Source organism: Bacillus cereus group sp. BfR-BA-01311 (assembly GCF_022664295.1).
GTDB lineage: Bacteria > Bacillota > Bacilli > Bacillales > Bacillaceae_G > Bacillus_A > Bacillus_A cereus.
In genome coordinates this window covers 131,999-153,320 of sequence record NZ_JAKUHC010000003.1, presented here as the reverse complement: position 1 = coordinate 153,320, position 21,322 = coordinate 131,999, and the positions used below count along the sequence as shown (strand labels likewise).

Here is a 21,322-nt window from a genome sequence, read left to right as displayed (position 1 = left end):
GTTTTTTTATTTTGTATGATATGAACCATAACTTTGCCAGGTTGGCGAGGTTATGGTTCTTTTTGTTTGTGGTTTTATAGAATGCTGAAGTTGATGGGACGATATTCCTGAAATAGAAAATGAAGAAATGGTTATTGACGATAAGCAGGTAGATAATATAGCTGCTAGTAAACGCCCAATTGTTGAGTTCTTATTATTTTTTCACTTTATTCGAATCTTCATATGTTTTGTGTTTTTATCCATACCTATTGTAAGATTATATAGAGTTCTCCTAATAAACTGTTTTAATGGATTATTTAGGGGTTTTAAATTTATAAATCTTAAATTATTTTTTCGGGATAATTTTTTTATCTAAATAATTTATATTGAAGTAGAGGTGAACCATCGGTGAAGCAGGTGTTGGTGATTAAAAATGAACGGTCTTCAGCAAAGAAAATCGTAAGCGGTTTAACGCAAGAAGGTTACTTCATTTTAAAACTTCACAATGAAAACGAAGGTTTAAATATAATATATGAACAAGATTGGGATATTATCATATTGGATTGGGATTCATTAAGTATATCTGGACCAGAAATTTGCAGACAAATACGACTTGTTAAAACGACACCGATTATTATTGTGACTGACAATATTTCTAGTAAGGATTGCGTAGCAGGGTTACAAGCAGGAGCAGATGATTATATAAGAAAACCATTTGCGAAAGAAGAATTAGTAGCAAGGGTTCAAGCTATTTTAAGGAGAAGCGACTGTAACCAGCAAAATGAGACAACCTTTTATCAGTTTAAAGATCTCTTTGTTGATGCATCTAGCAATATTGTGAAAAAAGGTGGTAAAAATCTCTCGCTTACGAAGCGGGAGTACGATTTACTTGTATTTTTAATCAAGAATAAAAACACAATATTGAGCCGTGAAATGCTTTTGAATCAAGTATGGGGATATAATATAGTAGTAAATCCAAATGTAGTAGACTTATATATTGGGTATGTAAGAAAAAAGTTAAAGTGCGAGAAGAAAGAGAGATATATTCAAACGATACACGGCAGAGGCTATTCAATGATTGAATGATAAAATAAGGTAATAGAAAACGAGTAAAACTATTTCATTCAGTTTTACTCGTTTTTTTGTTAAATGTGATAATCAAATAGTTTCTGAGAAATATTAATAGATGAAAACTGTAAAAAGAATATTTCTATCAGGCAATGGATTATGAAAACATTAGCTATTAATGAGCATCTTTTGGGTAGTGTGGAGGGGACGGGTTGAGACCAGATCTACTGAAAGTTTCTACTCGAAAAAAATCGACACGCTCTGAAGAATAAAGGTTAATCAATACACCCGACTTCACATATTACTTTCTATGCCTGATTTTATGAATTCACACCATTCACAAGATTTTCACAGAATTAATGACTATACTAATTAACAGGATGTTCAAATGAAAATGATTATCAATAGCGATTCAATTGAATAAAAGTTACCTTCTAATTCAATCTATGGATGTCATCATTTTCGAAATAAATCACACTATAAGGAGTATACATATGAAAAAATCTATGCTTTTAAAATTAGTGAGTATTCTAGCAGTTTTCACGTTAATGTTAGTAGCTTGCTCAGATTCAAGTAAAGAAACTTCGAAGGCTAATAATAAAGATAATGGTAGTGATAAGCCAAAAACGGTTGAAATCACTGATGCTCATGGAACTGTTAAAGTCCCTGTAAACCCAAAGAATGTAGTTGCTTTGGATAACAGAACGTTTGAAACTTTATCTGATTGGGGAATTAAATTAGCGGCTGCTCCAAAGGATATCATGCCTGCTGATTCAGCATATAAAAAGGATGAAAAAGTTCAAAATATTGGGAATCACCGTGAACCAAATCTAGAAATTATTGCAGCGGCAAATCCTGAACTTGTAATTGTTGGTCAAAGATTTGCTGACCATTACGAAGAAATCAAAAAATTAGTACCAAATGCAGCAGTTATTGATCTTAATTTTGATGTCTCTGAGAAAGCTACTAAGCCTGGCGAAAACTTAGTAAAAGGACTTAAAGATTCTACAATTACTTTAGGAAAAATCTTTAATAAAGATAAAGAAGCTAAACAATTAGTAGCTGATTTTGATAAATCTATTGAAAAAGCAAAATCTGCTTATAACGGAAAAGATAAAGTTATGAGTGTTATCGTTACTGGTGGAAATATTGGCTTTGCTGCTCCACATTCTGGTCGCGTTTGGGGACCTATGTATGACATTTTCGGTTGGACTCCAGCATTAGAAGTTTCGAATTCTACTGCAGGTCATAAAGGTGATGACGTTTCTGTTGAAGCTATTGCACAAACAAATCCTGATTGGATTTTCGTATTAGATCGTGATGCTGCAACATCTGATGCAGCTAAGTCAACACCTGCTAAGGATGTTATTTCTAAATCACCTGCTCTTCAAAACACAACTGCTGTTTCTAAAAAACAAGTTATTTATGCACCAGAAGATACTTACACAAATGAATCAATTCAAACTTATATAGAGTTATTTGGAAATATGGCAAAAACTTTAGCTAAGTAGTGTAAAGGGGTACGAAACAGTGTCAAAAAATATGATTTCTAGGGTTGAGAATATTTCTCAACCCCAGTTTTATAATCAAAATAAAATATGGACAAAACCTTTTATAATAGCAGTTATAGTTGTTATAATTTTAGGGATTATATCACTGTTTACTGGAGTTTATGATATACGTGGACAAGAGGACGGAATGGAGATGTTTTTCATCACTCGTGTTCCGAGAACGGTTGCATTAATGCTTACTGGAGCTGCGATGGCAATGGCAGGGCTCGTCATGCAACTCATTACACAGAATCGCTTTGTTGAACCTACTACAACGGGGACTATTGAATGGTCAGGCTTAGGCCTGCTTTTTGTGTATTTATTATTTCCTGCCCCGACTTTAGTTCAAAGAATGACTGGTGCAATCATTTTTTCTTTTATAGGAACTATGATTTTCTTTCTATTTTTAAGAAGAGTTAAGCTTCGTTCGTCTTTAATTGTTCCGATTATTGGATTGATGCTTGGAGCAGTAATTTCTGCAGTGTCTACTTTTTTAGGACTCCTTTTTCAAAAGACGCAAAGTATTGAAACTTGGTTTGTAGGTTCATTTGCTAACATTCAGGTGGGAAGATATGAATATTTATGGCTGATTGTTATCATTACTTTTCTTATTTTTATGTATGCTAATAGATTGACTTTAGCTGGACTAGGAGAAGATGTCGCAACAAGTCTTGGAGTTAATTACAATAGAATTGTTCTTTTTGGGACTGCTCTTATCTCTGTTGCAGTTGGAATTGTTGCAGCTGTTATTGGACACTTACCTTTCTTAGGATTAATTGTGCCAAATATCGTTTCAATGTTTAGAGGTGATGATCTTAGGAGTAATTTACCTTGGGTTTGTGTGATCGGAATGGGATCAATAACTGCCTGTGACATCATTTCTCGAACAATTATACAGCCTTTTGAATTACCTGTTTCTTTAATACTTGCAACAGTGGGAGCAGTCGTGTTTATTACTATTTTATTGAGACAAAGAAAACCAAGGAGGCTACGATGATCACATTAGAATATAGAAAAAAAGAAAATGTCGAAATCGATTCTAGCCTTCATAATGAAAGTAGATCAGCTAGCGCTTTTCGGTCTAAGAAGGAAGCAAGACGTTATTGGATTTTACTGATAACATTGATTGCTTTAGGTCTTCTTTCTTCATATGGACTTTTAGTTTATAACAATCCAGTTCCGATAGATTCACCTTCTTTTATCCCAGTCGTTAAGAGAAGGATAGTAGCTATTGTTGCAATGATTATTGCTGCGGTTTGCCATAGCTTGTCGACAGTTGCTTTCCAATCTATTACGAATAATAAAATTATTACTCCATCGCTTTTAGGTTTCGAATCACTTTATTCAGCAATTCAAACGAGTACAGTATTCTTCTTTGGTGCTAGTGCGTTAATAAATTTTAATGGAATTGGATCATTTTTATTCCAAGTTGTTGTTATGGTCTTCATGAGTTTGATACTTTATGGATGGTTACTTTCCGGTAAATACGGGAATTTACAACTTATGCTTTTAGTTGGAATTATTATTGGTACCGGGCTAAATTCAGTGTCAACTTTCATGAGAAAACTACTTGCGCCTTCAGAATTTGATATTTTACAAGCAAGATTATTTGGTTCTGTTAATCATGCAGATCCTGCATATTTTCCTATTGTAATTCCTATGATCATAATTGTAGCAGTATTAATTTTTGCTCATTCTAAGAATTTGAATGTTTTGTCACTAGGAAAGGATGTTGCTACTTCTTTTGGAGTTAAATATCAACCTAGTGTAATTTATACGCTTGTATTAGTAGCTATTTTAATGTCCATTTCAACAGCTCTAATTGGGCCACTTACTTTCTACGGCTTTTTAGTGGCAACTTTGAGTTATCAGGCAGCGTCAACTTATGATCATAGATATATTTTTCCGATGGCTTTTGCTATAGGATTTTTAATAATGACGAGCGCATACTTTTTAATGTATCATGTAGTCCATGCTCAAGGTGTAGTTTCAGTTATTATTGAATTATTTGGTGGAATCATATTCTTAACTATAGTTTTAAGGAAGAGGGCTTTATGATAAAAATTGATAATGTTAAAAAGTTCTATACTGATAAGGTAAAAATAGGACCTTTGGATATTGAAATACCAAAAGCAGGCTTTACTTCTTTAATTGGACCAAATGGTGCTGGAAAGTCAACGACACTTTTGATGATTGGCAGACTTTTAGATATGGATGAAGGCCAAATTCAGGTAGCAAATATGGATGTTTCTGAATCCAAATCAAAAGACTTAGCAAAAGTTTTGACTATATTGCGACAAGAAAATCATTTTGTAACTAGGCTTACAGTTAGACAATTAGTTGGATTTGGGCGCTTTCCTTATTCAAAGGGAAGGTTGACTAAAGAAGATGAGGTTATCATTTCTAAATATATCGATTTCTTAGATTTAACTAGTTTAGAGAATAGATATTTAGATGAGCTTTCTGGTGGTCAAAGACAAAGGGCATATGTAGCGATGGTACTGTGCCAAGAGACGGAATATGTACTTTTGGACGAACCTTTGAACAACCTTGATGTTGCTCGTTCTGTTCAAATGATGGAGCATTTAAGACGTGCAGCTAATGAATTTGGAAGAACAATTTTGACGGTTATGCATGACATAAATTTTGCAGCTAAATACTCGGATAAAATTTGTGCTATGAAAGATGGACAAATTGCTGCTTTTGGAACAGTAGAAGAGGTTATGGACTCAACACTTTTGACAGATATTTTTGAAACAAAAATAGAGATTATTAATGGTCCTTATGGGCCGATCGCTGTTTATTAGTTATAAAATGTCTTGCGTAAATTATGCAAGACACTCTAGTTGAAGTTGCTGTCTGTATTTTATAGGCAGCAGCTTTTTTTATGTGATTACTCATAAAATGCAAAAGAATGCTTCACCTTTTCAAGTATGTACCAAACGGAAAAAATATCTCTGTATAATTTTTCAAAAGAATTCAGCTTGTTTTTTTTATATGTAATATTGCATATCAGAGTGTATTGATAAAAGTGTAAGGGGTCACTATAATGAGGGCATAAAGATAAATCATATTTTCGTAGCAATAAAAAGGAGGAAATAATATGGAAATCGCAATGGCAGTTTTAAAATTTGTAGGTGGCGTAATCCCGTTAATTCAAGAACTTTTAAAAGCATTTATGTAAATTTATTAGTTAGCAATCATTTATCAATCATTATCATATTTTACTAAAAAAAGAACGGGGTGATTTTTCTGAATATTAAGAAAAACACTAAAAGAAGAAAGTTCCTTGCATGTTTATTAGTTAGTCTATGCACTATTAATTATTCATCTATTTCCTTCGCAGAAACACAAGCAAGTAATGCAACTGATGTAAACAAAAATGCTAGTGGCATTGATACTGGTATAGCAAATCTTAAATATAATAATCAAGAGGTTTTAGCTGTAAATGGTGATAAAGTAGAGAGTTTTGTTCCGAAAGAAAGTATCAATTCAAATGGTAAATTTGTAGTAGTAGAACGCGAAAAAAAATCACTTACAACGTCACCAGTCGATATTTCAATTATTGATTCTGTAGTGAATCGCACGTATCCAGGAGCTGTACAACTTGCAAATAAAGCTTTTGCAGACAATCAACCGAGTTTATTAGTGGCTAAGAGAAAGCCTTTGAATATTAGTATAGACTTACCGGGCATGAGAAAAGAAAATACAATCACTGTCCAAAATCCGACATATGGTAATGTAGCTGGAGCAGTAGACGATTTAGTATCTACTTGGAATGAAAAGTATTCTACAACACATACGTTGCCTGCAAGAATGCAGTATACGGAATCCATGGTTTATAGTAAATCGCAAATCGCAAGCGCTCTTAATGTTAACGCTAAATATCTTGATAACAGTCTAAACATTGATTTTAATGCGGTTGCAAATGGAGAGAAAAAAGTGATGGTAGCGGCGTATAAGCAAATATTTTATACGGTAAGTGCTGAACTACCTAACAATCCATCCGACCTTTTTGATAATAGCGTTACTTTTGATGAGTTAACTCGAAAAGGCGTAAGTAATTCGGCTCCACCTGTTATGGTTTCAAATGTAGCTTATGGTAGAACGATTTATGTAAAATTAGAAACAACATCTAAGAGCAAAGATGTACAAGCTGCTTTTAAAGCCTTACTTAAGGATAACAGTGTTGAAACAAGTGGACAGTATAAAGATATTTTTGAAGAAAGTACCTTTACTGCTGTAGTATTAGGCGGAGATGCGAAAGAGCATAACAAGGTTGTTACTAAAGATTTCAATGAAATCCGAAATATTATTAAAGATAATGCTGAATTAAGTCTTAAAAATCCAGCATACCCAATTTCATATACAAGTACTTTCTTAAAAGATAATGCAACTGCTGCTGTTCATAACAATACAGATTATATTGAGACGACAACTACAGAATATTCAAGTGCTAAAATGACACTTGATCATTACGGTGCTTACGTTGCTCAATTTGATGTATCTTGGGATGAATTCACATTTGACCAAAAGGGTAACGAAGTACTAACACATAAAACATGGGATGGTAGCGGAAAAGACAAAACGGCTCATTACTCTACAGTTATCCCTCTTCCACCGAACTCAAAAAATATAAAAATTGTAGCAAGAGAATGTACAGGTCTTGCATGGGAATGGTGGAGAACAATTATTAATGAACAAAACGTTCCATTAACAAATGAAATAAAAGTTTCAATTGGAGGAACAACATTATATCCAACAGCTAGTATTAGTCATTAAGTATAAAAAAAGCGCCCTATAAGTAGGGCGCTTTTTTACTTAGTCACAAATTTTATTTTGTATCGGTATGTTTTTAGGTTTTGTAAATCATCGACTATAAGGTGGGAATATTGTGAAGACGAAAAGCTACATGTTTTTCGTCTTTTCGTTCTCTTGCTTAATAAGAAAGATCCTGCAACTCAGTACAGGATCCTTAATCAAACGTATTTAAAAACTAAATTGTGGTTTCATATCACCTTTATAAGGTTCATGTTCAACGAATATAGTTATATCCTTACCAGCTTGATCTTTACCAGTTCTTTTATACGTAAATTTATTCTTATTTAGTTCAGTAAGTTCAAGAGCTGCACCGTATTTGTTATTTCCAATTGAAACATGGGCTCTTATTTTATTTTCGTGTACAACATCGAAGTAGCCATAGTCACCGCGGCTTTGACCTGTTTCGCTATTGAAGAACTCATATTTATTAGACTTGTCATCGAATTTTGCTAGACTTATAAAATTCGAATTAAACTGTGTTACATCATTACCAGCTTCATCTACTACTTTTGTTCCGTGCCAAAGGGTACCGCCTAAAATTTTATCTCCATCAACGTTTTTAACAATATCTCCTGTAGTCGTGTTCAGCTGCTTGTCCGGATCAGTGAAAGAAAGTTCTTTTTCTTTATATGGGACATGTTCAACGAAAACTTCTACATCTTTACCGTTAGCGTCTTTACCCATTCGTTTATAAGTAAATACATTTTTATTTAGTTTTGTCATGTCAACGACAGCTTGATACTTCATTGATTCTGAAATTAATATTCTCTTCTTCCCATCATTTGTGACAAAGAAAGTGCCTTTATCGCCACGACTTGCACCTGTTTTAGCATCAAAAAATTCATATCTGCCTGACTTCGCATCATATTTTGCAAGACCAATGAAGTTTGCATTCTCTTTTGTTAAGTCATTCTTATCTTTGTCATACACTCGTGTACCTTGCCAATTTGTCTCGCTAAGAATATTAGCCATTTTTTGCCCTTTAGTTAATTTATTTTCCTTTTTTGTTTCTTTAGCAACTTGTTCTTGTTTTTGTTTCCCATGATTTTCTTCAGCTTTAGTACCAGCACACCCTGTTAATGCTAATGTGAATCCGAGCAGTACGGATGATAGTGCTTTTGCTTTTTTGTTCATGTTTTATCGTCTCCTTATTTTATGATTTCAAGTAGTACGGTTAGCGATTATAGTAGCAGTGCGTCATATATGAACTTAGTTGCTACGTTTCTTATGTTAATACCCGACTATAAACTGCCTCTAAATAAAACATTAAAAAAAGATAAACTAATTCCTAAAATTTGTTCATATTTATAAAAAGGTCTTTTACATGGGGTGAATGTAAATTTCTCATTTTGAAAATGGCGTAATTAAATGGGCGGATTCATATTATGCTTACAGTGCGATTTTAGATGTGATGCTATACTGTATATAGGATTTTATGGGTGTATGTTGTGTCGGTTTTTGTCGGTAAGTCGATATTCTATGTCGAATCGTTGATATATTGAAAAAATCGTTGATATATTGTGAGTTATGATAGATATATTTGAAAAATCGTTGATATATTTTGAGGAGGGCTAAAAATGATTGTGAAAGAACGACAAATGCCGATGTATTTACGGCAATTAGAAGCGTTATCTAGAAGATTACCTGCTCACCATCCGAAACGGGATATGGTTGCAGAAAGTTTAGCGAAGCATAAAGCGGGTTACAAAGGTGAACAAGCTATCAATTATCCATTAAGTTTTTTGCCAGAAGAAACATATAGTATTTTGCACGATATAAGGCTGTCTGATCAAAATCACCATTTTCAAATTGATACGATTATCATTTCAGCATATTTTCTTCTTTTCCTCGAAATAAAAAATATAGCAGGTACGTTACTATTTGATTCAAAGTTTAATCAGCTTATTAGAATATCAGAGGGGAATCCAGAAGGGTTTCCAGATCCAATTTTACAAGTGAAAAGACAAGAGGAACAGTTTAGAAAATGGTTAAGGTTAAATGGGTTTTCTCGTTTTCCGATTGAATCACTCGTTGTTATTAGTAATCCACGAACTATTATTAAAGCTTCAGACGATAATCTCCCCAATAAAATTATACACAGTGCAAATTTACCTCATAAAATAAAATGGTTTGAGAGCAAATATAAGAAAAAAACTATAAAAAATGTAGACGATCTTATTTGTCAAATAGTAAGGAATCATACTCCATTACAGCAAAATATCCTCGAACAATTTAAAATCAAAAAAGGAGAATTGTTAAACGGCGTACGATGTGAGGTCTGTTCTATAATGCCGATGTTGAAAATAAAAAAAGGGTGGTATTGTTCAAATTGTAAAGCTATCTCTAAGGTAGCACATGAGGATGCGATACATGATTATGTACTTCTTATTAGTAGGACTTGTACAAATATGCAGTTAAAGGAATTTCTCCACGTTCAATCGAGTGCAACAGTTCATAGACTCCTCAAAACAATGAACATCCCACACACCGGCACTAATAAAGGACGAAAATATGATTTAACTCACCTTCAATTATAATTTTGCTATAATAAATATGTACTTATACGAAGGGGAGTTTAATGAGAAAATGAAATCATTCAATATTGATCATTTTATCGCGAGTGTTTTACAGTGGATATTAAATATAGCGCTAATTATATTATCCATTGTCTTATCTATCTTTTTAATTAATGAGACGATTACTTTTATTCAATACATATTTTCAGCGAAGAAGTATACGTCATATAAATTGGTTGAAAGTATCATCGTCTATTTCTTATACTTCGAGTTCATTGCATTAATTATTAAGTATTTTAAATCGAACTATCATTTCCCGTTACGTTATTTTATTTATATCGGAATTACGGCCTTAATTCGATTAATTATTGTGTCTCATGAGGAACCGATGGAGACGTTATTATACGCAGGAGCAATTCTTGTTTTAGTTATTGCTTTATACATATCGAATATGAGAGATTTGAGAAAAGAGTAGTAGTGCAGACATAAGTTTGCACTACTTTTTTATTTGCAATTATCCATCCTATAATTGGGGGGCTGTAATCAAATGAATAGTGTCAGGACATTCTAATTTATAAGTTACTTTGTTGTCTTCAATATCTTTTGTGATTTTTTGGCATGTATTGTTCGAATATTGAATCTCTTGATTTGCACTATGTTTCTCATTTGTTTTTGTATAGTCAACATCATAATAGACGGAGGTAGACTCCTTTTCTTTTTTTACAGTTAAATCAATAATAACTGGCTCGTCCTTGGTATTAAATTTAGTAATTCTAACGGAATCGTCTTTATTTGAATTATAGTTTTTTACGAAAGTATCTAATTTTTCTATGTTATAAACTTCATTGTTTTTCTCAATAATATCACCACGTTTTTTTGAAACCTCAAAAGTATATGTCTCGTTTTTATCGTTTTTTTGCTCATTATTAGTACAACCAATAAGAGTAAATAAGACTAACGAGATTAAAAGTAATGCATACTTTCTATATTGTATTCTCATAGGTTCATCTCCCTTTCTTAATTTTTAACGATGATATATTTATAATTTTATCTTACTGAGATTTTTGGAAAGCCAAAAGACTGTTCTTTTTTCGTTAAGTTATTGTAAATGTCTACATTCTTTATTAATTGATTATAAATTTCGGCATAATATTGTTACATCTTGACATTCAAGTTGCTTGAAAGTTTACAATGAAATTAGGGCGTTTGAAATCGAAAAAAATTGAGAAATTAAGTGAAGAGGTTTCTTTTACTTGGAGGTTATAGAAATGAATCAGGAATTGAAGTTACGTCCATTAGAACGAGAAGATTTAAAGTTTGTACACGAACTGAATAATAATGCGCATATTATGTCGTATTGGTTTGAAGAGCCGTATGAGGCATTTGTGGAGCTGCAAGACTTATACGATAAACATATACATGATCAAAGCGAACGCCGATTTATCGTTGAGAAAGACAATGAAATGGTTGGATTAGTTGAGTTAGTAGAAATCGATTATATTCACCGTAGAACAGAATTCCAAATTATTATTGATCCGAATTATCAAGGATATGGTTATGCAGTGGATGCGACGCGTTTAGCAATGGATTATGCTTTCGCTGTATTAAATATGCATAAGATATATTTAGTTGTGGATAAGGAAAATGAAAAAGCAGTACATGTTTATAAAAAGGTTGGATTTATGGTAGAAGGCGAACTTATCGATGAGTTTTTCGTTGATGGTAACTATCATAATGCGATAAGAATGTGTATGTTTCAGAAGCAATATTTTGAAAACAAGTAGTTGAAAGATTCGGAAGTAATGTTGACGTTTCGTAAAACCGTATGCTAAAATCCCTTTTAAGTATTAAGGAAGGTGCAGAATATGCTTTATATAAAATTTGTAAAACTCATTAGAAAACTTTGCTCCGCACAAATGTATACGGTGAAGCGTTGTACGGAGCTTAATCAAGGGGCATAAATCCCCTATATTCATCGGCTGAATAACTTTTCTAAAAAAGTATAGTTTATCTATGCTTATTTCGTTATGGTTTTTCAGCTGGTGTATAAAATAGATTAAGGGGCCATAGACAATGCTTTGTCTATGGCCCTTTGTGTATATTATTCCGATGAGTCTTTACTATAAATTGGAGTAGTATAGGAAAAACCACGAAGCAGAGGGCTAGTGTCGAATGACGCTATCTCTCTGCTTTTTTTAATTTCAGGAAAAGAGGAATAAAAATGAGTTTACTTAAAGTGGAAAGTTTATCACATAGTTTTATAGATAAAGTATTATACGAAAATGCTTCTTTTGATTTGCATAAAGGGGAGCATATGGGAATTGTTGGACAGAATGGTGCAGGAAAAAGCACATTAATGAAAATATTGGTGGGGGAAATTATTCCTGATAAGGGAGACATAAAGTGGCAACCTAATATTCAAATTGGACATCTTGATCAATACGCAGAAATTGATGAGGGTTACACCATTTCACAATATTTAAAGAGAGCCTTTTATGATTTGTATGAAATGGAAAAGAGAATGAACAAGTTATATGAAGAAAGTGCGATGACTGGAGATGAAAATCAACTATTGAAAGCGGCAGAAATTCAAGGACTGCTCGAGGCTCATGATTTTTATTCAGTAGATAGTATTACGAATAAGGTGGCAGCCGGTTTAGGTATTGATGTGATTGGGATGAATCGTGTGATTGGTGAATTAAGCGGAGGGCAGCGTGCAAAGGTAATTTTAGCGAAGCTCTTATTAGAAGAGCCTAATATTTTATTGCTAGATGAACCGACGAATTTTCTCGATAAGGAGCATGTGGAGTGGCTTGCTAATTATTTAATGAATTTTGAAGGAGCGTTTATTGTCGTATCACATGATTTTGATTTTCTGGAAAAGGTAACTTCTTGCATATGTGATGTAGAGTTCGGAACAGTTAAGAAGTATTACGGCAAATACTCAGATTTTGTAAGACAAAAGGAGCATTTGCGAAAAGATTATATTCGCCAATATTATGCACAGCAAAAGAAAATTGAAAAAACGGAAGAGTATATTCGTAGAAATATTGCTGGGGTGAATTCAAAAATAGCGCAAGGTCGTAGAAAACAATTACAGCGTATGGAAAGAATTGCGCCACCAAGTTTTACTCATAAACCGTCTATTCATTTTCAGGAACTTCCCATTTCAGTTCAGACAGTTCTTGAAGTAAATAACCTTGAAGTTGGTTACGACTTCGCTCTCTTACCAAAGTTGAATTTTTCAGTAATGGGTAGGCAAAAACTTGTTATTACAGGTTTCAATGGAGTAGGAAAATCTACTTTATTAAAAACAATCGTTGGAAATATTGATAGTATTTCTGGAGAGTTTCACTTTTCAGAGCAAATAAAGATTGGATATTATGAGCAAGATTTAAATTGGAGCAATGATTCTTTAACGCCGCTTCAAATTATTTCAGAACAGTTTCCTAAACTGAATATGAAGGAAATACGCCATCATTTAGCTGCGTGTGGAGTGAAGGATACGCACGTTTCGCAAGAAATTCGTACGTTAAGTGGTGGTGAACAATCGAAGGTGAAACTGTGCGGATTATTATTATCACCTTGTAACTTATTAATTTTAGATGAGCCGACAAATCATTTAGATGCAGAAGCGAAGGAAGCTTTGCAAAAGGCGCTAATTAAGTTTAAGGGCAGCATTATACTCGTATCTCACGAAGCGAGTTTTTATCTTGATTGGGCAGATAGCATCTTTCATATAGAGACAGGAATAGTTAAGGGGGTGTGAAACATATGAGTGAAAACAATTGGAAAACGAAAATTATATTATTTTTGACCGCTCAAACTATTTCGTTGTTCGGTTCCTCTCTCGTACAATACGCGATTATATGGTATATCACCCTTACAACATCATCAGGAGTGATGTTGACTATTTCAACTGTTTGCGGTTTTCTACCACAAATTGCGATATCTTTGTTTGCAGGTGTTTGGATTGATCGTTATGACCGTAAAAAGATGATTATGTTATCGGACGGAATTATAGCGATTGCGACGTTAGTTTTAGCAATTTTATTTTTTACAGGATATAAAAGTATTTGGTTACTTTTTATTGTGTTACTCATTCGTTCAGCTGGAACAGGAGTACAAACGCCAGCTGTGAATGCATTAATTCCGCAAATCGTTCCGAAAGAGTATCTTATGAAAGTAAATGGAATAAATAGCAGTATTACATCTTTAATTATGTTTCTTTCTCCAGCAGCAAGTGCGATGATTCTTTCTATTGCTAGCATTGAAACAACATTTTTTATTGATGTTATTACGGCTATGATTGGAATTAGTATTATGTTTATCATTCAGGTAGAGGGACATGTGAATGCAGAGAATAAGCAAAAATCTAATCTACAAGGAATTAAAGAAGGATTCTCTTATTTAAAAGAAAATGTATTTATTAAAAGGCTAATCGTTTTATTGATTATCGTCATGATTTTAATAAGTCCAGCTGCTTTTTTAACACCTTTAATGGTAACTCGTTCTTTCGGGGCCGAAATGTGGAGACTTACTGCTAGTGAGATGACCTTTAGTGCGGGTGCGGCAGCTGGTGGCGTATTAATTGCGGCGTGGGGTGGTTTTCGTAATCGTATGTATACAACAGCGCTAGCTTGTGCATTATATGGACTGCTTATGATTGGACTCGGAATAGCACCGATATTTATTATATACTTAGTCTTTAATTTTTTAATTGGTATAACGATGCCGTGCTTCAATACACCAGTTACTGTGTTATTGCAGGAGAAAGTAGAACCATCAATGCACGGACGGATGTTCAGTCTTGTACAAATTGCGAATTCATGCGCGCTTCCTCTAGGAATGATAATATTTGGGCCATTGTCGGATATGTTTAGTGTAGAGATTTTGTTAATTTATGCTGGGATATTCGTGCTATTTTGCGCAATGTATATTGTATTAAGCAAGAGGTTTGAAGTGTAAATATTTATAATACAGAGGGTTTGCGAAGTGATTTAATATGCTTCGTAAACCTTTTTGTTATTATTCTATCCAATAATTATTTATTGTTAAACGATAAATAATTATTGACTGTTAATGATTTTTTGGATAATATGATGTTAAGAATCTAAGGAGAATTACATGAGTAGAGGAGAATGTGAAATGAAAAATAAATACGTAGTAGCTATTTCTTTCATGATTTTAGCGATTATTTCTTTAACTATACATGCTTCAAACAGTAAAGTAGGAGCGGATGGATTCCTTGAAGAACCTTTCTTTTTCCTAGTACCGATAAGTTATGTATTGTTCCTTAGTGGTATTGGCGTATTATTATTTGGATTTATTACTTCAAAGCTGAAAAAGGGCAATAAATAGGGGTTACCAATAGGGACAAAATACTCACTATGAAATAGAAACATACCATATGGAAGAAAAAGAATAAGTGAGATGAATCATGATGAACCATCATTTTTATAATGGAAGACAAGTAGGAGCAGCTATTACGCTGGCTGGGGCACAGGGAACAATTCACGCTATGAATCAAGCTATTCAAATGCAACAACAAGCATATTTTGCACAAATGATGCAAAGTCAGTATATGCCGTATTCACAGCTTCCGATGCAAATTGTACATTACGATGTACATCCAGCTGGTTTATTTTCTATTCCATATGGCGGGACATATTTCTTATGAAAGAAAGCGGCTCAATAGAGTCGCTTTTTTTCATATTCCGCCTAGCTTCATTCCAAGGAATGCGAAGAGGATACCAATTATGTACGTAGCGCTTAAGTATAAAAGGAAAGTGCTAATATTTTTTCGATTGAGAAGTTGAACGGCTTCTAGTTTAAACGTAGAAAATGTAGTGAATGCACCCATAAATCCAGTACCTAATAATAATTGCCAACCTGTAGTGACGCCGTTGCCAATTATATATCCGAGTAAAAACGCTCCTGTTATATTAATGAGAAATGTTGCAATTGGAAAGGAAGTTGTATTTCTTTTTTTAAACCAATTACTAATTGCAAATCGTGTAATCGCACCGAAAAATCCTCCTGTTGCGACTAATAAGGCTTCTATCATGAGTAATCACCTTCCGTAAGAGATTTCTTAATTAAGAAATCTCCAAGTGTATAGCCAAGGCCAGACATAATGAGGCCACCAAGTATGCTACATGATACATATAAGAAGGCTATGCTCCACTCAGAATGATTGATCAATTGCACAGTTTCTACACTAAATGTTGAAAAAGTCGTAAAGGAACCGATGAATCCAGTTCCGATGCCTGTGATGACCTCTGAAGGTAAGATGTTTAGCCGGGCGATATAAGTAGTTAGCCACGCTAAGAAGAAGCAACCGATTAAGTTAATGAGTAATGTTGCTAATGGAAATGAATGATGCCAAAATGTGGTGATATTAAGACCTAAATAATAACGAGAAAGAGCTCCTAATATACCGGCAATGCCGACGATAATATAAATCAATTTTCTCACCTCTTTAAATAGATTGCTCAAAAAAATAGACTCCTACCAGTATGTATACTGGTAGGAGTCATTAGCTAAGCAGCGTTTATGGCGAACTCCATCGCCTAGGATTATTACATATAGTGTACTAAATATACCGTTTAAATTCCAGTGAGGAGGTGGGTGTAACGTTTCTTTTTTTGATGTCTGAAGGTTTTTCAAGTAATTAAAATGGGATCAATTACTTATCAACTAAATATAGTGATATACGGTTTTAATTATGATAAAATGTTTCTTATGTGTGTCGTTTTGTTTTATTTGACTGAAAATAAAGAAAAATAAATTCGCGTGAAAAGGAGTCATTTATTTGAAGAAATTTTTAAAAATCGTATTTACATGTGTTTTAGTAGTAGCGGGCATTGTAGGAGGATTTCTAGCGTATATGACACTTACTAAAGAACAGCCTGCTGATGTTATAAGCTTGAAGGTGGAGAATAATAAGGAGCGCGTATTAGCGACTGGAAATGAGTTTAAAGTTACAACATTTAATATTGGATATGCTGGGTTAGATAAGGATCAAGATTTCTTTATGGATGGTGGAAAGGGATCTGGTTCAAGTAGTAAAGAGCAAACGGAAACTAATTTAAAGAATATGCTTTCGTTTTTACAAAATGAGAATAGTGATTTTGCACTATTACAAGAAGTTGATATAAAGTCACTTCGTTCATTTGATGTAAATGAACATGAATTTTTGAAAAAAGGATTACCTGATTATGTTTCGTCATTTGGCAAGAACTACGATACGAAATGGGTTCCAGTGCCAATAATAAATCCAATGGGATATGCGGAGGCTGGATTAAGTACGTTTTCTAAATACACTGTTCAAGAAGCGAAGAGGTTCCAGCTTCCTGGAATGGAGCCTTGGCCAAAGCGTTTGTTTGATTTAGATCGAGCAATTGTGGAATATAAAATTCCTGTTAATAATGGGAAACATGTTAGACTCGTAAATTTACATTTGTCTGCTTATGATGAAGGCGGGAAAATTAGAAAACAGCAAGTAGAGTACTTAAAAGAATATATGAACAAGCATTATGAAAATGGTGATTACGTAATAATGGGCGGAGATTGGAATCAATTAGTTTCAAACGCTCAATTAAGTGATCCGAAGTTCGTGAAAGAGCGCCCTGAGTGGTTAGTAGAGTTACCGAAGAACTTTACAGACGGTGGCTTTAAGTGGGCTGTAGATCCGTCTGTTATGACTGTGAGAGATGATGTAAAGAAATATGTAGAAGGTGAAAATTTCGTCACTATTATTGATGGCTTTATCGTTTCACCGAATGTAGAGATTGTAAATGTACAAGGGAAAGATTTAAAGTTTGAAAATAGCGATCATAACCCAGTAAGTGCGGTATTTAAACTGAAGTAATTGATATGTATAAGTAGAAGGTGGGGCTTCATATGGAGTGGTTAAAGAGGACTTGTTTTTCTAACCTTGAGAAAGAATCACAGAAAAATCATTTATTACTGTTTATAACGATTTGTAGTTTCTTTCTTGGGATAATCGCAATTGGGTATTATGGATATATTTTTACAGAGAGAGCAATAGCGTTTTGGATTTGTGGTATTTCTGTCGTTGCATTTGGAACGCTTTTTACTTTTATAAAAAGTATGGAATCAGCGTATAAATATATCATGACATTTATGTTGCTTACAATGTCTTACATTATGGTACAAGCCTTTAATGAAAGCCCGGCTGTATTTCAAATGGTCTATTTTACATTAGCTGTTTCACTTATTTACTTAAGTGAGCGCCTCATTTTAATTCTTGGCGGGGTAGCTGTTGTGATCACATTTATCCTTTGTAGCTATTGGCCGGAGCAATTTTTTGCTTATACAGCCTCGTCTGAAGCTGCTAATTTCGCAAGTTTGTTAGCGATTGTAACAATTGCTATGTGGGGCGTCACGAAAATCGGTTCTAATCTGCTCCTTCGTTTAAGTGATGAGAAGCAAGAAGTAATGAGAAAAGCTCAGGAGTTAGAAGAGACGCAAAGACTTATTGAAGAAACAGTTGTGAAACTAGATAGTAATTTCAATCATTTAAGACAAAATATGAGCACGTCGATGGAATCGATGAGTGAAATTAATTTTGCCTTTGAAGAGGTGGCAGTTGGTACGCAATCACAATCAGAGATGATGTATCGTTCGGTAGAAGTATTGAATGATATGGAGGGAAATATTGAACAAATCATCTCTCAAGTAAGAACTGCATCGGCTCGTGTGGATGAAAGCTTAGAAATTTCAAAAGGTAGTGTACATACTCTAAGAAATTTTGAAACTAACATGAGAAGTTTAAATGATGTTGTTTCACAGTCTGGAATTATATTTAGAGATTTAATGATGCAATCGAAACAAATTAATGAAATTGTAGATGTAATAACGAATATTTCAAGTCAGACGAGTTTGCTAGCTTTAAATGCAAATATTGAAGCTGCGAGGGCAGGCGAGCATGGAAAAGGTTTTGCTATTGTAGCGAGTGAAGTGTTAAAGCTTGCTGAAGAATCAAATCGTTCTGCGGGAAGAATTCAAGGGATTTTGAAGGAGTTTAGTAATCAAGCAAGTAAGGTAGAAGTGCAAGTAGAAAAGTCAGAAAGAGTACAAGAAGAATGTAACGAGATGTTAGCAAGCGTTTTAACAAATGTAACTGATTTAGGGAAGTTTATTGATGCGATTAATGAAGTAATGCGAGAGGTTGTTGTTCATCAAGAAAGTTTCCAAGTTAAAACGACGAATATCGTAAAGGATGTTACGCATGCTTCTAACGTAATTCAGCAAACTTCTACAGCTACAGAAGAAGTGCTAGCGAGTGTGGAAGAAGAAAAACATCGAAATGATACGTCAGTGAAGACGTTACAAACTGTTAGCGAGCAAGTGAAGTTGTTAGAAGATATTTTAGAAAAGTAATATTGCTTGGAAAGAGCACGAATGATGTGCTCTTTTTTCATTGAAACGAATACTTGATAGGAATTTAATTGCTTTTCTGCGCGTTTTCTGCCAAGCTTAAGGAGATAAAATTCAGCTAATAGCGGAATTAAAATACTTCAAAGAAAGAATTAAATAGGTGACGCATATGATCGAAGTTAAGACTTCTGAACTTAGTGATGGAGAATTTAATAGAGGTGTATTTGCAACTCGTGATATTAAAAAAGGTGAGTTGATACACGCAGCACCAGTTATCTCTTATCCGAATGAACAGCATGAACATATTGAGAAAACATTACTTGCTGACTACGCATTTGAGTATGGAATCAATCATACGGCAATCCTTTTAGGATACGGTATGTTATTTAATCATTCATATACACCGAATGCAACGTATGATATTGTCTTCGAGAACCATACGTTTAACTTCTATGCTTATAAGGATATAAAAGCAGGAGAAGAAATTTTAATCAATTATAATGGTGAAGTTGATAACGATGAGCTGTTATGGTTTGATAAAGAAAAAGAAGAGAACGAAAAGTAATATAAAGAGTATAGAAAGAGCACATTCTGTCGGATGTGCTCTTTTTTTATTGATGTAAATAAAGTAAAAAGTACAAAAAAATACCACTTTCTTTTTGTGTGGTATAGTAAGATACTGAGGGATAGTGTTTTGAAAAAGTCACATATTTTACAAATTGTTGTCTTTCTGATGACATGTCAAGTTTAGTAGTCCATTTGGGTTGCTTTATTATGCAATATATATTTTAATATGAGTGGCACCTCTTATAATTTAAGAGGTTTATAGGTGTCTCGAATTGATTTTGGGTACACTGTATCCACCACTTTAGGTTCTTTCATGTACGTGGGGATATTATGGGCCCGTATAACGGGATAAAATGAATATAGAAATAGAGGAATCGTAAAATGAATATGCAAGAGGTTTATAAATATTTAAGTACGGTATTGCCTGAAGGACATGTTAAACAAGATGAAATGTTAAAGAATCATACGCATATTAAAGTTGGCGGAAAAGCAGATGTTTTTGTTGCGCCTACAAATTATGATGAAATTCAAGAAGTTATTAAATATGCGAACGAATATAATATTCCAGTTACGTTTTTAGGAAATGGATCGAATGTCATTATTAAAGATGGTGGAATTCGCGGGATTACAGTAAGTTTAATTCATATTACAGGTGTTACTGTAACAGGAACGACGATTGTAGCACAGTGTGGCGCAGCAATTATTGACGTATCACGTATTGCCTTAGACCATAACTTAACGGGTCTTGAGTTTGCTTGTGGTATTCCAGGTTCAGTTGGCGGAGCATTATATATGAATGCTGGTGCATACGGCGGTGAAATTTCGTTTGTATTAACAGAAGCTGTCGTAATGACAGGTGATGGAGAGCTACGTACTTTGACGAAAGAAGCATTTGAATTTGGATATCGTAAGAGTGTATTTGCGAACAACCATTACATTATTCTTGAAGCGAGATTTGAACTTGAAGAAGGTGTACATGAAGAAATTAAAGCAAAAATGGATGATTTAACGTTTAAACGTGAGTCAAAACAGCCTCTAGAATATCCTTCATGTGGTAGCGTATTTAAGCGCCCACCAAATAACTTTGCTGGTAAGTTAATTCAAGACTCAGGACTACAAGGTAAGCGAATTGGTGGAGTAGAAGTTTCTTTAAAACACGCTGGGTTTATGGTGAATGTTGATAACGGAACAGCACAAGATTACATCGATTTAATTCACTTCGTACAAAAGACAGTTGAAGAGAAATTTGGCGTGAAGTTGGAGCGAGAAGTAAGGATTATTGGAGAAGATAAGGAATAAAGAAATACGTATGAAGATATGAATTATTTTAAAATAATATTTGGGTATTGTTGACAATTTGTTTTCAATTCAATATAATGGCTAATAATTTAACAAATAACATACGTTGAAAGAGCC

The 21,322-nt window shown here is 33.8% G+C and carries 21 protein-coding genes, 1 riboswitch and 1 other annotated feature (1 of these 23 only partly in view); of the genes, 17 read left to right on the top strand and 4 right to left on the bottom strand.

Annotated features, from left to right (window positions below; translation table 11 throughout):
• The first annotated feature begins 387 nt into the window (after positions 1–387).
• From MR136_RS08715 to alo, 6 genes are all read left to right on the top strand, one after another.
• A complete protein-coding gene (locus tag MR136_RS08715; RefSeq protein ID WP_242259327.1) occupies positions 388–1,065 on the top strand; it encodes a response regulator transcription factor in 678 nt (225 codons plus the stop codon).
• 476 nt (positions 1,066–1,541) lie between these two features.
• Positions 1,542–2,558: a siderophore ABC transporter substrate-binding protein gene (locus MR136_RS08710; RefSeq protein WP_242259370.1), complete on the top strand. Its 1,017-nt coding sequence runs from the start codon at positions 1,542–1,544 to the stop codon at positions 2,556–2,558.
• A 19-nt stretch (positions 2,559–2,577) separates the two neighbouring features.
• Entirely contained in the window at positions 2,578–3,594 is a 1,017-nt protein-coding gene (locus MR136_RS08705) for an ABC transporter permease (RefSeq protein WP_048568713.1), read from the top strand.
• Entirely contained in the window at positions 3,591–4,655 is a 1,065-nt protein-coding gene (locus MR136_RS08700) for an iron chelate uptake ABC transporter family permease subunit (RefSeq protein ID WP_242259326.1), read from the top strand. The genes MR136_RS08705 and MR136_RS08700 overlap by 4 nt, the downstream gene beginning before the upstream one ends.
• Positions 4,652–5,404 carry an iron ABC transporter ATP-binding protein gene (locus MR136_RS08695; protein ID WP_000590071.1) on the top strand — a complete coding sequence of 251 codons (753 nt, stop codon included), beginning with the start codon at positions 4,652–4,654 and terminating at the stop codon, positions 5,402–5,404. The genes MR136_RS08700 and MR136_RS08695 overlap by 4 nt, the downstream gene beginning before the upstream one ends.
• A 436-nt stretch (positions 5,405–5,840) precedes the next feature.
• The gene (gene alo / locus MR136_RS08690) at positions 5,841–7,379 is read left to right on the top strand and encodes an anthrolysin O/cereolysin O family cholesterol-dependent cytolysin Alo (protein ID WP_061457861.1); all 1,539 of its coding nucleotides are present in this window, start codon (positions 5,841–5,843) and stop codon (positions 7,377–7,379) included.
• 207 nt (positions 7,380–7,586) lie between these two features.
• Here the strand turns inward: alo and MR136_RS08685 are convergent, their stop codons facing one another.
• Positions 7,587–8,552, bottom strand: a complete 966-nt coding sequence (locus MR136_RS08685; protein WP_061457860.1) for a DUF4822 domain-containing protein — start codon at positions 8,550–8,552, stop codon at positions 7,587–7,589.
• A 443-nt stretch (positions 8,553–8,995) separates the two neighbouring features.
• On the opposite strand from MR136_RS08685, the gene MR136_RS08680 reads away from it, so the two are divergent.
• Both MR136_RS08680 and psiE read left to right on the top strand, forming a co-directional pair.
• Positions 8,996–9,955, top strand: a complete 960-nt coding sequence (locus tag MR136_RS08680; protein WP_098584260.1) for a nuclease-related domain-containing protein — start codon at positions 8,996–8,998, stop codon at positions 9,953–9,955.
• A 49-nt stretch (positions 9,956–10,004) separates the two neighbouring features.
• Positions 10,005–10,409, top strand: a complete 405-nt coding sequence (psiE, locus tag MR136_RS08675; RefSeq protein ID WP_000834704.1) for a phosphate-starvation-inducible protein PsiE — start codon at positions 10,005–10,007, stop codon at positions 10,407–10,409.
• A gap of 48 nt (positions 10,410–10,457) precedes the next feature.
• Here psiE and MR136_RS08670 read toward each other — a convergent pair whose 3' ends face one another.
• Positions 10,458–10,934, bottom strand: a complete 477-nt coding sequence (locus MR136_RS08670) for a DUF4362 domain-containing protein (protein WP_242259325.1) — start codon at positions 10,932–10,934, stop codon at positions 10,458–10,460.
• 268 nt (positions 10,935–11,202) lie between these two features.
• On the opposite strand from MR136_RS08670, the gene speG reads away from it, so the two are divergent.
• The 5 genes from speG (at position 11,203) to MR136_RS08645 (ending at position 15,614) form a co-directional block, all read left to right on the top strand.
• Positions 11,203–11,718 carry a spermidine N1-acetyltransferase gene (gene speG, locus MR136_RS08665; RefSeq protein WP_001071089.1) on the top strand — a complete coding sequence of 172 codons (516 nt, stop codon included), beginning with the start codon at positions 11,203–11,205 and terminating at the stop codon, positions 11,716–11,718.
• A gap of 437 nt (positions 11,719–12,155) precedes the next feature.
• Positions 12,156–13,703 (top strand): ABC-F family ATP-binding cassette domain-containing protein, encoded by a 1,548-nt coding sequence (locus tag MR136_RS08660; RefSeq protein ID WP_000054858.1) that lies wholly within the window; start codon positions 12,156–12,158, stop codon positions 13,701–13,703.
• A gap of 5 nt (positions 13,704–13,708) precedes the next feature.
• Positions 13,709–14,902 (top strand): MFS transporter, encoded by a 1,194-nt coding sequence (locus tag MR136_RS08655; protein WP_031312279.1) that lies wholly within the window; start codon positions 13,709–13,711, stop codon positions 14,900–14,902.
• Positions 14,903–15,082: 180 nt separating this feature from the next.
• Entirely contained in the window at positions 15,083–15,295 is a 213-nt protein-coding gene (locus MR136_RS08650) for a DUF3955 domain-containing protein (RefSeq protein ID WP_025118109.1), read from the top strand.
• Between the two features lie 79 nt (positions 15,296–15,374).
• Complete coding sequence (locus MR136_RS08645) at positions 15,375–15,614, top strand: DUF3947 family protein (RefSeq protein ID WP_000980930.1); 240 nt, start codon at positions 15,375–15,377, stop codon at positions 15,612–15,614.
• Between the two features lie 30 nt (positions 15,615–15,644).
• Here the strand turns inward: MR136_RS08645 and crcB (MR136_RS08640) are convergent, their stop codons facing one another.
• Both crcB (MR136_RS08640) and crcB (MR136_RS08635) read right to left on the bottom strand, forming a co-directional pair.
• The gene (gene crcB, locus MR136_RS08640) at positions 15,645–16,001 is read right to left on the bottom strand and encodes a fluoride efflux transporter CrcB (protein WP_242259324.1); all 357 of its coding nucleotides are present in this window, start codon (positions 15,999–16,001) and stop codon (positions 15,645–15,647) included.
• The gene (gene crcB / locus MR136_RS08635; protein WP_000639315.1) at positions 15,998–16,402 is read right to left on the bottom strand and encodes a fluoride efflux transporter CrcB; all 405 of its coding nucleotides are present in this window, start codon (positions 16,400–16,402) and stop codon (positions 15,998–16,000) included. Before crcB (MR136_RS08635) ends, crcB (MR136_RS08640) begins: the two co-directional genes overlap by 4 nt.
• 54 nt (positions 16,403–16,456) lie before the next feature.
• Positions 16,457–16,516, bottom strand: a riboswitch (Fluoride riboswitch).
• Between the two features lie 232 nt (positions 16,517–16,748).
• On the opposite strand from crcB (MR136_RS08635), the gene MR136_RS08630 reads away from it, so the two are divergent.
• The 4 genes from MR136_RS08630 to murB all read left to right on the top strand — a co-directional run bounded on the left by MR136_RS08630 (position 16,749) and on the right by murB (position 21,205).
• A complete protein-coding gene (locus MR136_RS08630; RefSeq protein WP_224201258.1) occupies positions 16,749–17,807 on the top strand; it encodes an endonuclease/exonuclease/phosphatase family protein in 1,059 nt (352 codons plus the stop codon).
• 32 nt (positions 17,808–17,839) lie between these two features.
• Positions 17,840–19,342, top strand: a complete 1,503-nt coding sequence (locus tag MR136_RS08625) for a DUF4077 domain-containing protein (RefSeq protein WP_242259323.1) — start codon at positions 17,840–17,842, stop codon at positions 19,340–19,342.
• Positions 19,343–19,508: 166 nt separating this feature from the next.
• The gene (locus tag MR136_RS08620; RefSeq protein ID WP_000573649.1) at positions 19,509–19,904 is read left to right on the top strand and encodes an SET domain-containing protein; all 396 of its coding nucleotides are present in this window, start codon (positions 19,509–19,511) and stop codon (positions 19,902–19,904) included.
• Positions 19,905–20,287: 383 nt separating this feature from the next.
• Positions 20,288–21,205, top strand: coding sequence for a UDP-N-acetylmuramate dehydrogenase (murB, locus tag MR136_RS08615; protein WP_001057102.1), 918 nt, complete (start codon positions 20,288–20,290; stop codon positions 21,203–21,205).
• A gap of 97 nt (positions 21,206–21,302) precedes the next feature.
• Positions 21,303–21,322 (top strand) — a binding site (T-box leader) (it continues 196 nt past the right edge of the window).

What these genes read in the sequence shown, in the direction of transcription:
- MR136_RS08710 (WP_242259370.1), top strand. Translation starts at nt 1,542, where the DNA reads ATGAAAAAATCTATGCTTTTAAAATTAGTGAGTATTCTAGCAGTTTTC.
- MR136_RS08700 (WP_242259326.1), top strand. Translation starts at nt 3,591, where the DNA reads ATGATCACATTAGAATATAGAAAAAAAGAAAATGTCGAAATCGATTCT.
- MR136_RS08695 (WP_000590071.1), top strand. Translation starts at nt 4,652, where the DNA reads ATGATAAAAATTGATAATGTTAAAAAGTTCTATACTGATAAGGTAAAA.
- MR136_RS08685 (WP_061457860.1), bottom strand. Translation starts at nt 8,552, where the DNA reads ATGAACAAAAAAGCAAAAGCACTATCATCCGTACTGCTCGGATTCACA.
- MR136_RS08680 (WP_098584260.1), top strand. Translation starts at nt 8,996, where the DNA reads ATGATTGTGAAAGAACGACAAATGCCGATGTATTTACGGCAATTAGAA.
- psiE (WP_000834704.1), top strand. Translation starts at nt 10,005, where the DNA reads ATGAAATCATTCAATATTGATCATTTTATCGCGAGTGTTTTACAGTGG.
- MR136_RS08670 (WP_242259325.1), bottom strand. Translation starts at nt 10,934, where the DNA reads ATGAGAATACAATATAGAAAGTATGCATTACTTTTAATCTCGTTAGTC.
- speG (WP_001071089.1), top strand. Translation starts at nt 11,203, where the DNA reads ATGAATCAGGAATTGAAGTTACGTCCATTAGAACGAGAAGATTTAAAG.
- MR136_RS08660 (WP_000054858.1), top strand. Translation starts at nt 12,156, where the DNA reads ATGAGTTTACTTAAAGTGGAAAGTTTATCACATAGTTTTATAGATAAA.
- MR136_RS08655 (WP_031312279.1), top strand. Translation starts at nt 13,709, where the DNA reads ATGAGTGAAAACAATTGGAAAACGAAAATTATATTATTTTTGACCGCT.
- MR136_RS08650 (WP_025118109.1), top strand. Translation starts at nt 15,083, where the DNA reads ATGAAAAATAAATACGTAGTAGCTATTTCTTTCATGATTTTAGCGATT.
- MR136_RS08645 (WP_000980930.1), top strand. Translation starts at nt 15,375, where the DNA reads ATGATGAACCATCATTTTTATAATGGAAGACAAGTAGGAGCAGCTATT.
- crcB (WP_242259324.1), bottom strand. Translation starts at nt 16,001, where the DNA reads ATGATAGAAGCCTTATTAGTCGCAACAGGAGGATTTTTCGGTGCGATT.
- MR136_RS08625 (WP_242259323.1), top strand. Translation starts at nt 17,840, where the DNA reads ATGGAGTGGTTAAAGAGGACTTGTTTTTCTAACCTTGAGAAAGAATCA.
- MR136_RS08620 (WP_000573649.1), top strand. Translation starts at nt 19,509, where the DNA reads ATGATCGAAGTTAAGACTTCTGAACTTAGTGATGGAGAATTTAATAGA.
- murB (WP_001057102.1), top strand. Translation starts at nt 20,288, where the DNA reads ATGAATATGCAAGAGGTTTATAAATATTTAAGTACGGTATTGCCTGAA.